Source organism: Pseudolysinimonas sp., from assembly GCF_049651805.1.
In the GTDB taxonomy this organism is placed as follows: Bacteria; Actinomycetota; Actinomycetes; order Actinomycetales; family Microbacteriaceae; genus Pseudolysinimonas_A.
The window spans coordinates 1-7380 of record NZ_JBASCU010000035.1; the positions used below are offsets into that span (position 1 = coordinate 1).

Genomic DNA, 7380 nt, shown 5'->3' on the forward strand with positions numbered 1-7380 from the left:
TCAGCAGCCGCGCGAACTCGCGTTGCTTATCCACCATCGGAGGCCGTCCCGGACGACGGCTAGAACCAGATCGCATACCCACCTACTTACCTCAGGTGTAGCTACGATCCCTGGAATCCGCCGAGCACAACTGGGGAATTTCAGTGAGCGCCGTCACCGGCGCTCAGCGAATCGCAAATGCCGAGAATGAACGGAAATGCTGGGACCGCGCTTGAGTGCGATTTCAGCTGGCCAGGCGCGGTTGAACATCGGAGCTAGGCGGCCGCCCGTCGCGGACGTAGGTGCCTGGCCGCGAGGCAATGTTTGACCGCAAACTCGACGGAACCGGCCTCGTCGACCTCGACGTTGTGGCTCTAGGCCGACCGAGGAAGCTTGACGACAGGGCGAATCTTCCTCGGGCCGCTAGCGGATGGCCCAGTCAAGAAGCGCTCGGGGAGATCGCTCGTCACGTCGAAGGCCGCGCGTGCCTCCACAACGATCGCTTCGTGGCGCCATGCAACCGCTACGGACTTGAGGACCGAATAGAGCGTGACCGGAGAAGCAAGTGCGACGTGCCTTGAGAAGGCGTACTCCATGATGGAAGGGTCCCTCGCTAGAAGGGCGGAGAGGTGGGCTTCGCTTGGTACAAACGCAACGATCATCTCCGGACTCGGCTCTAGGTCGTTCCAATAAGAAGGCGAGCCGAGGCGGGTGACGTAGGCCCGAACGTCCTCAGGCTCGCCATCCAGCGATTCGAGCGGGATCTTTGCGTCGATAGCAATGCTCTTTCCGCCCGGAAGGCTCACGACCATGTCTGGCCTGCTGTGTTTGCTCTCGGGATTAACCACGCGGGCGTCAAAGTCGACGTGTTGGAGCATGCCTGCGGTTTCCGCGACCGACCGAAGCTGGGTCTCGCCTCGCGCTTCGCGAGCTGCGTTTGTCGTTAGCTCGGCGAGCGTCGTTGCCGTCGCGAGGAGACTGCTCGATGGTTCTTCGTTGCCGCGAATCTGTGACACGCGACCGGGGGAGATGTTCAGAAGGTGCGCAGCATCTCGTACGGACCAACCCAGCTCTGACAGCTCGTGCACGAGGGTCGTTGTCTGATCAGCGAGGGCAGATTGCACCCGATCTAGTTCAGCGCGGTGCCTGCCGATAAGTGATGCGGCGCGGGCGACCGCGTCAAGGCCCTCGTACTCATAGTCAAGCTCGAGGGCCGCTTCGGCACCCTCAGGTAGATCCTCGACAAGGGCGATGACCTCGCGGATCGCCTCGTCGAGCCGAGTGAGGTTACCGGCTTGAGTGTGTGCGCCAGCGAGTGCAGGGACATCGGCGACCCAGACGTCGCCGTCGTGTGTAACTTCCACCGTGAAGCGAGTGCTCACCTCAACCATCCCTTTCCGAAAACGGGCTCGAGGTCCCGCTCGATTTTGGCTCGAAGGCCCTTACCGATCTCGTGGTCGGGGACCGTCGTGAAGGCGACAATGCCGTTAGCTTCGACCCGGTAACGCATATGGGAACCGCGCTGACGCACGAACACACCACCCAGAGCTTCGATCTGACGGATGACCTCTCGCGACTTCACTTTAGCAGTTTACCCACTAGACACCACAAGTGTCTAGTGGGTAAACAGATCGTCGCGACCTTGGCGTTCGGCAAACGAAGGCAGTCTCGCACGATGTAGCCCAGCGGCACGATCGCGGCCAACGACAGCACCAGGTGTACGCGACCGGCGTCCCCGCCACGCCCGGTGTCACCTCTCGCCGCACCGTCAGCGGAGGGCGACGATTCCCACCCGGAGCGAGGTTCACACGATGTCGAAGAGAGTGACCGGTGGCGATGACTCGCTTGCGGAGCGCGCTTACGAACCGGTGACAGTCTCCATTCGGCAACTCTGTCAGCACCGCCCGGTTGAAGACTGGACCGGTGAGCACCGCACGCACCCCTGTCGCCGTGATCGGCGGGTCGGGCCTCTACTCCCTCTTCGAGCTGGCAGTCTCCGCGAATCGCACGATCCCAACTCCTTACGGCGTCGTCAACGTGACCGAAGGTGCCCTCGGCGGTCGCCCCGCGGTCTTCCTCCCCCGCCACGGCACCAGCCACTCGGTCGCCCCTCACCGCATCCCGTACCGCGCGAACATTTGGGCACTCGCATCCCTCGGCGCCCGCGCAATCATCTCCACCGCCGCAGTAGGAGCAGTCGACCCCGCCTACCCCGTCGGAACCCTCGCGCTTCCCGACCAGTACCTCGACCGCACCCGCGGACGCGACGACACCTTCTTCGACGAAGACGACGTGCAGCACCTGCCGTCGGCCGATCCGTTCTGCCCCGAACTCCGCGAAATCGCGAAACCGACAACAGACAAACACGAAGCCACCGTCGCTGTCATCCCCGGCCCCCGCTTCTCGACCCGCGCCGAGTCGGTCGCCCTGCGGCAGGCCGGCGCGCACCTCGTGAACATGACCCTCTACCCCGAGGTGCCGCTCGCGGCGGAGTTGAACATCGGCACCGTCACCCTCGCCTTCGTCACCGACAACGACGCCACGCCGAGCGACGAGCCTGTCACCGCCGAAAGAGTGTTCGCCCGATTGAAAGCAGCCCAGCCGCGCATCATCGCCGCCATCGAGGCGATCGCCGCCGGCATCCCCGACGACTACCGCGCGCGCGAACTCATCGATCCCGCCGCCGTCGCCCGCGTGCTCGCCAGGCCGACGCGGTGAGGCTTCTCGTCACCGGGGGCGCAGGCTTCATCGGGCAGGCCGTCGTCGCCGACGCGCTCGCCGCCGGGTATCGGCACTTTGATCACCGCAGATGTTCGGCCGAGTCGAGGGCCAGACGCAGCCGAGCGATCCCATCGGCTGCACCGTCGAGGGGCGCCGCGATCGAGGGGTCGGCGACAGTGCGGCCGATCGCATTACGCACTCGCTGGAAGTCGCGCGTCGAGTAGACGGTGAAGTCGTCGCCGCGGCGGATGAGGGTCGAGAGGATGACGAGATCCTGCACGTGCCGCTTCCATCGCGGGTCATCGGCGATCTCGAGTGCCGCCGCCTTCGCAGCGATCGCGCCGACAAGTGTGGGTCTCGGCACCTCGCCCGTCCTGCCGGCCACGGTCACCTCCACGCGCTCGGTTCGGTCGAGCGCGCCCTGAGCGCCCGGCGCGGCGATGGTCCGCTGCCCACCAGCGCCGCGGCGCGAGGAGGCGCGCTCGCCGAGGTGGCGTGGGATCAGCACGTCGATGACCGCGAGGTCGCGTACCCAGCGGTGTTGCACCCTGAGGGCAGAGGGAGTGTCGGAGACGAAGCCGAGATCGAGGAGGGCATCGGTGAAGTTCCGCAAGATGTCGGGATGCGCGCGCACGTCGAGCGCCGCGTCACCGTCGTCGGTCGGGCGTGATGGCGAGGCGCCCCTCTCGCGGCAGTGCAGGTGCACCAGTTGCCCGCCGACGAGCGTCCAGCCTGCGTCGAACCGTGCGCCCAGCTCGATGAGCGCTTGCCACGCCTGCGTCTGGGCCGCAGACATCGGCGGGAAGACGATTGGGCTCATCTGATGCTCGCGAGGAGGTCGACCACGCGCCCGTCTTCTCGCGGACCGTTCCAGTCGGCGAGGTCGGCGATGACGAGCCCAAGGGGTGCCACCGCATCTCGCTGCTCCAGGCCGCTGCGGTGTACAACGACGTTGCCCTTCACATCGGCCAGGAGTAGATAGTCGCCCTCCAGCTCGGCGAGCTGGGAGTAGTCGCGCAGCCACACCTCCGCGACGTCGCCCGACGCCAGGCCCGATCGTGGATCCGAGACTCCTGAGGGAAGCACACGAGGATCTTGGAGGAGATCACCGACATCCGCCGGCTGTGCGCGGAACACCAGCCGCTCGCCGCGCCTCCGAAGCCACGACGACATCAACTCGGGAGCCTCCTCGCCGGCGTCGAGAAGTCGCTCTCGATACTTGCGGAGGCGATCGACTCGTACGGCTGGCACGTCAGGATGCCGGGCATCACCGCCCAGCGACGCGATCAGCGCCCACGCCATCGACGGCGACATCGGCTGCCCGAGCGGTCGACGCACGGAAAACGCGGCATCGTCGACGATCCACTGTCGCGCCCCGATGCGGTGGCCAGGAAGCTCGCCCGCGCGCAGGAGTTCGCGAACGCGCTGGGCGCTCACTCCGCGCCACGCCGCATACTCATCGACCGAAGGCATGTCACAAGTCTTTCGTTATCGAAATCCTTGTGTCAAGGTGGTGGGGCGATGTCGGTGCCTGTGTGCCCTACCAAGTCCGATCGCCGCACGCTGCCGCTCCTTACGGTCGGGTCACGAGAGCGGCGGTCAAGGTCGCCAAGCGTGCCGCCGGAACGTCGACCCTCCCGAGGCGTCGTCGGTCTCGAGCCAGCGCATGAAGCGCTGATGCCGAGTCTCGCCGAGCGCCGATCAGCTCAGCGTCGCCGAGGCGCCACTCGCCGATCTCCTCGTCCGAGTAGCTATGGGCGATCTCCAGCAGCCGGTAGATGTCTTCGATGTCGCGGTCCTGCTGACGGGAGCCGTAGGTGAGCGCCTTCACAATGATCGCGATTTCGACGGTCGGTACGCGCGCCGTGAATTCGAGGAGAGTTCCGTCGAGCAAGGTCGCGCCCACATCGATGACGATCGGCGCAGCGGCGAGTGCGAGCGCGAGACCAGGTGCGGCGTCGAAGGCTCGTCCGCCGTGCTCGCTGGAGTGGAACCGGCCATCCAGCGAGGGAACGAGCAGGTCGACCGACTGCTCCGGTGGAAGCATGCCCGGGGTGGCGAGTTCGGGAACCGCTTTGCTGTAGCTGTTGCCCGACGTCGCTGAGTACCCGAGGTCGATGAGGCGATCGTGGAGCAGTCCAGTGCCCGCGAACTCGGTCGTGACCGCCGTATCGGCGTCCCGGGTTCGCCTCGGGTCGACCCCGGCCACCGGGAAGGCGGTCAAGAGAAGTGAGGTCATCTGCCCACCGACGACGCGAGCGTTGTCATCGGCCGTGACACGTGCGACATCTGCGAGCGCACGCAGTGAAAGGTCATCGGCGCGCGAGGTCGCGATCAGTTCTGCGCGACGGGTCATGACCGCGCCGAATCGTGCAGCGCGCGTTCCCGGATGCGCGCCACGGCGGACTCGACGTCGCCGCCCGAACCGCGGGAAACGTCCCAGGCGGTGATGAGCGGGTCCGCAAAGCGCCGCTGCGCGCCGTTGCGGTCTCGCGAGATCCGAGACATCGCGTAGATCGTCGGATCCCTCGGCACGCGCAGCTCGATCGTTGCGTCGGCGCCCCTCACCGTTGCGAGGCCATGCTCATCGAGGGGCGGCTGTCGAGTGACATACGCGGTGATGCGAGTCGGGCGTCGCCATGGCGCGTAGAAGTCGGCCGCGATGTCGCCCGAGATCACGAAGTGCTCGTGATCGTGCATGATGCGCTCCAGTCGTGCGAGTTGATCGGCGAGATCGCCCGTAGCTGACCAGAAGGTGGAAAGACCACGGGGTCCGGGGTACTGGGCCATGAAGGCATCCCAGCAATCGGCCCTGTGGAGGGCTCGCCACCCGTTCGGTGAGCGTTCGATCAGCGGCTCGAGGGATGCCAACTGCTTGCCGACCGAGACATGGGAGACGCCGATCTGCCGAGCTAGCTCGCTCTGTGTGAGCGAGCGGTCGACGAGAGCGAACACGCGGAGTGCCCCGAGCCGCGTCCAGCTGGTGCGAGCCGACCCGGGCCCGCGGCTCGGGTTCGGGATGCCCGCGTCGTGGAGTTCCCCGAAGATCCGCACCACGCCTTGATCGACTGCTGCGTAGGCGACGTGCGCATTCTGCTGCGCTGCTGCCGTCAGAGCCTGTCCGGCTCGCGCGACCACGAAGAGCACTCCGTCGTGCGGTCGCTTCCGCGCGCCCTGCACCACCAGCTCGATCTCTGAGGGGCTCGGCGAGTGTCGAAGCACCTTGACGTGCCAGAGTCTCCAGCGACCGGTCGGGTCGCGGATCTCGACGTCGGCGCTGCCGACCACCCGACGCTCCAAGCCGACGTCGAGCAGCAGCTCGATTCCATCGGCGCTTTCGACTCTCATGAGATGTAACTTACCTAGAAAATCGCTATTTAGGTTACAAATGGCGAGTGCGTCTCCGCTTACGAACCTGTGACAGTCTCCTCCCAGCCGCTCGCGGCAAGCGCAGCGGTTGAAGACTGGACAGGTGACCACGGCATCCGCCCCCGCCGCCGTCGCCCGAGTGCTCGCCAGGCCGACGCGGTGAGACTTCTCGTCACCGGGGGCGCCGGCTTCATCGGGCAGGCCGTCGTCGCCGACGCGCTCGCCGCCGGGTGGCAGGTGCGGGTGCTCGACTCCCTGCGCGCCGACGTGCACGGCGCACCACCCGAACCCACCGAAGGCGTCGAATGGATGCCGGGCGACGTTCGCGACCCAGCGACCGTCGCCGAGGCGCTCAGAGATGTGGATGCCGTGAGCCACCAAGCCGCGAAGGTCGGGCTGGGCGTCGACTTCGCGGATGCTCCCGACTACGTCTCGTCGAACGACCTCGGCACCGCCACCCTGCTCGCCGCGATGGCCGCCACCGGAACCACACGGCTTGTGCTCGCCAGCTCGATGGTCGTCTACGGCGAGGGCAAGTACCTCGGCCCCAACGGCCCAAGCCGACCCGCCCCGCGCACCCAGAAAGACCTCGACGCCGGACGCTTCGACCCGCTCGACGCCGACGGGCAGCCACTCGCGCCAGCGCTCATCGACGAAGACGACGCCCTCGATCCGCGCAACGTGTACGCCGCGACGAAACTCGCGCAAGAGCACCTCGCGGCATCCTGGGCGCGTTCCACCAGCGGCGTCGCCGTCGCGCTGAGGTACCACAACGTCTACGGACCCGGGATGCCGCAGAACACCCCCTACGCCGGTGTCGCCTCCCTGTTCCGCTCGGCGATCGAGCGCGGCGAGGCCCCGCGGGTGTTCGAAGACGGGGCGCAGCGTCGCGACTTCGTGCACGTGCGCGACGTGGCATCCGCCAACCTCGCCGCCGTCGACCACACCGCCGCCGCGCCCCCGGGAACCTTCCGCGCCTTCAACGTCGGCAGCGGCGAAGTGCACACGATCCTCGACCTCGCGGCAGCACTGGCGACAGCCGGCAAGCCGCCCGTCGTCACCGGCGAGTACCGGCTCGGCGACGTGCGGCACATCACCGCGAGCTCGGCCCGGCTGCGCGACGAACTCGGCTGGATGCCGGCGGTGTCGTTCGACGACGGGATGCGCGAGTTCGCCACCGCGCCGCTGCGGGCGGCAGTGCAATGAACGCCGTGGATGTCGTCTTCCCCTGCCTCGACGAAGAGCAGGCGTTGCCCGGCATCCTCTCCCGGCTGCCGCAGGGGTATCGCGGGATCGTGGTCGACAACGGGT

8 protein-coding genes are annotated in these 7380 nt (G+C 66.9%); 2 read left to right on the plus strand and 6 right to left on the minus strand.

Annotation, left to right across the window (positions count from 1 at the left end; translation table 11 throughout):
- Positions 1–353: 353 nt before the first annotated feature.
- Both rmuC and WBL06_RS09030 read right to left on the minus strand, forming a co-directional pair.
- Positions 354–1361: a DNA recombination protein RmuC gene (rmuC, locus tag WBL06_RS09025; protein WP_424455661.1), complete on the minus strand. Its 1008-nt coding sequence runs from the start codon at positions 1359–1361 to the stop codon at positions 354–356.
- Positions 1358–1561 carry a type II toxin-antitoxin system HicA family toxin gene (locus WBL06_RS09030; RefSeq protein WP_424455662.1) on the minus strand — a complete coding sequence of 68 codons (204 nt, stop codon included), beginning with the start codon at positions 1559–1561 and terminating at the stop codon, positions 1358–1360. The genes rmuC and WBL06_RS09030 overlap by 4 nt, the downstream gene beginning before the upstream one ends.
- A 341-nt stretch (positions 1562–1902) precedes the next feature.
- Here WBL06_RS09030 and WBL06_RS09035 point away from each other — a divergent pair, with 341 nt between their 5' ends.
- A complete protein-coding gene (locus tag WBL06_RS09035) occupies positions 1903–2697 on the plus strand; it encodes an MTAP family purine nucleoside phosphorylase (RefSeq protein ID WP_424455663.1) in 795 nt (264 codons plus the stop codon).
- Between the two features lie 82 nt (positions 2698–2779).
- Here the strand turns inward: WBL06_RS09035 and WBL06_RS09040 are convergent, their stop codons facing one another.
- From WBL06_RS09040 to WBL06_RS09055, 4 genes are all read right to left on the minus strand, one after another.
- On the minus strand, positions 2780–3496 hold the full coding sequence (locus WBL06_RS09040) for a hypothetical protein (protein ID WP_424455664.1): 717 nt from the start codon (positions 3494–3496) through the stop codon (positions 2780–2782).
- Between the two features lie 20 nt (positions 3497–3516).
- On the minus strand, positions 3517–4173 hold the full coding sequence (locus tag WBL06_RS09045; RefSeq protein WP_424455665.1) for a hypothetical protein: 657 nt from the start codon (positions 4171–4173) through the stop codon (positions 3517–3519).
- Between the two features lie 100 nt (positions 4174–4273).
- Complete coding sequence (locus WBL06_RS09050) at positions 4274–5056, minus strand: hypothetical protein (RefSeq protein ID WP_424455666.1); 783 nt, start codon at positions 5054–5056, stop codon at positions 4274–4276.
- Entirely contained in the window at positions 5053–6048 is a 996-nt protein-coding gene (locus WBL06_RS09055) for a hypothetical protein (RefSeq protein WP_424455667.1), read from the minus strand. The genes WBL06_RS09050 and WBL06_RS09055 overlap by 4 nt, the downstream gene beginning before the upstream one ends.
- Before the next feature lie 180 nt (positions 6049–6228).
- Between WBL06_RS09055 and WBL06_RS09060 the strand changes: the two genes are divergently transcribed.
- Positions 6229–7275, plus strand: coding sequence for an NAD-dependent epimerase/dehydratase family protein (locus WBL06_RS09060; protein ID WP_424455668.1), 1047 nt, complete (start codon positions 6229–6231; stop codon positions 7273–7275).
- Positions 7276–7380 lie beyond the last annotated feature (105 nt).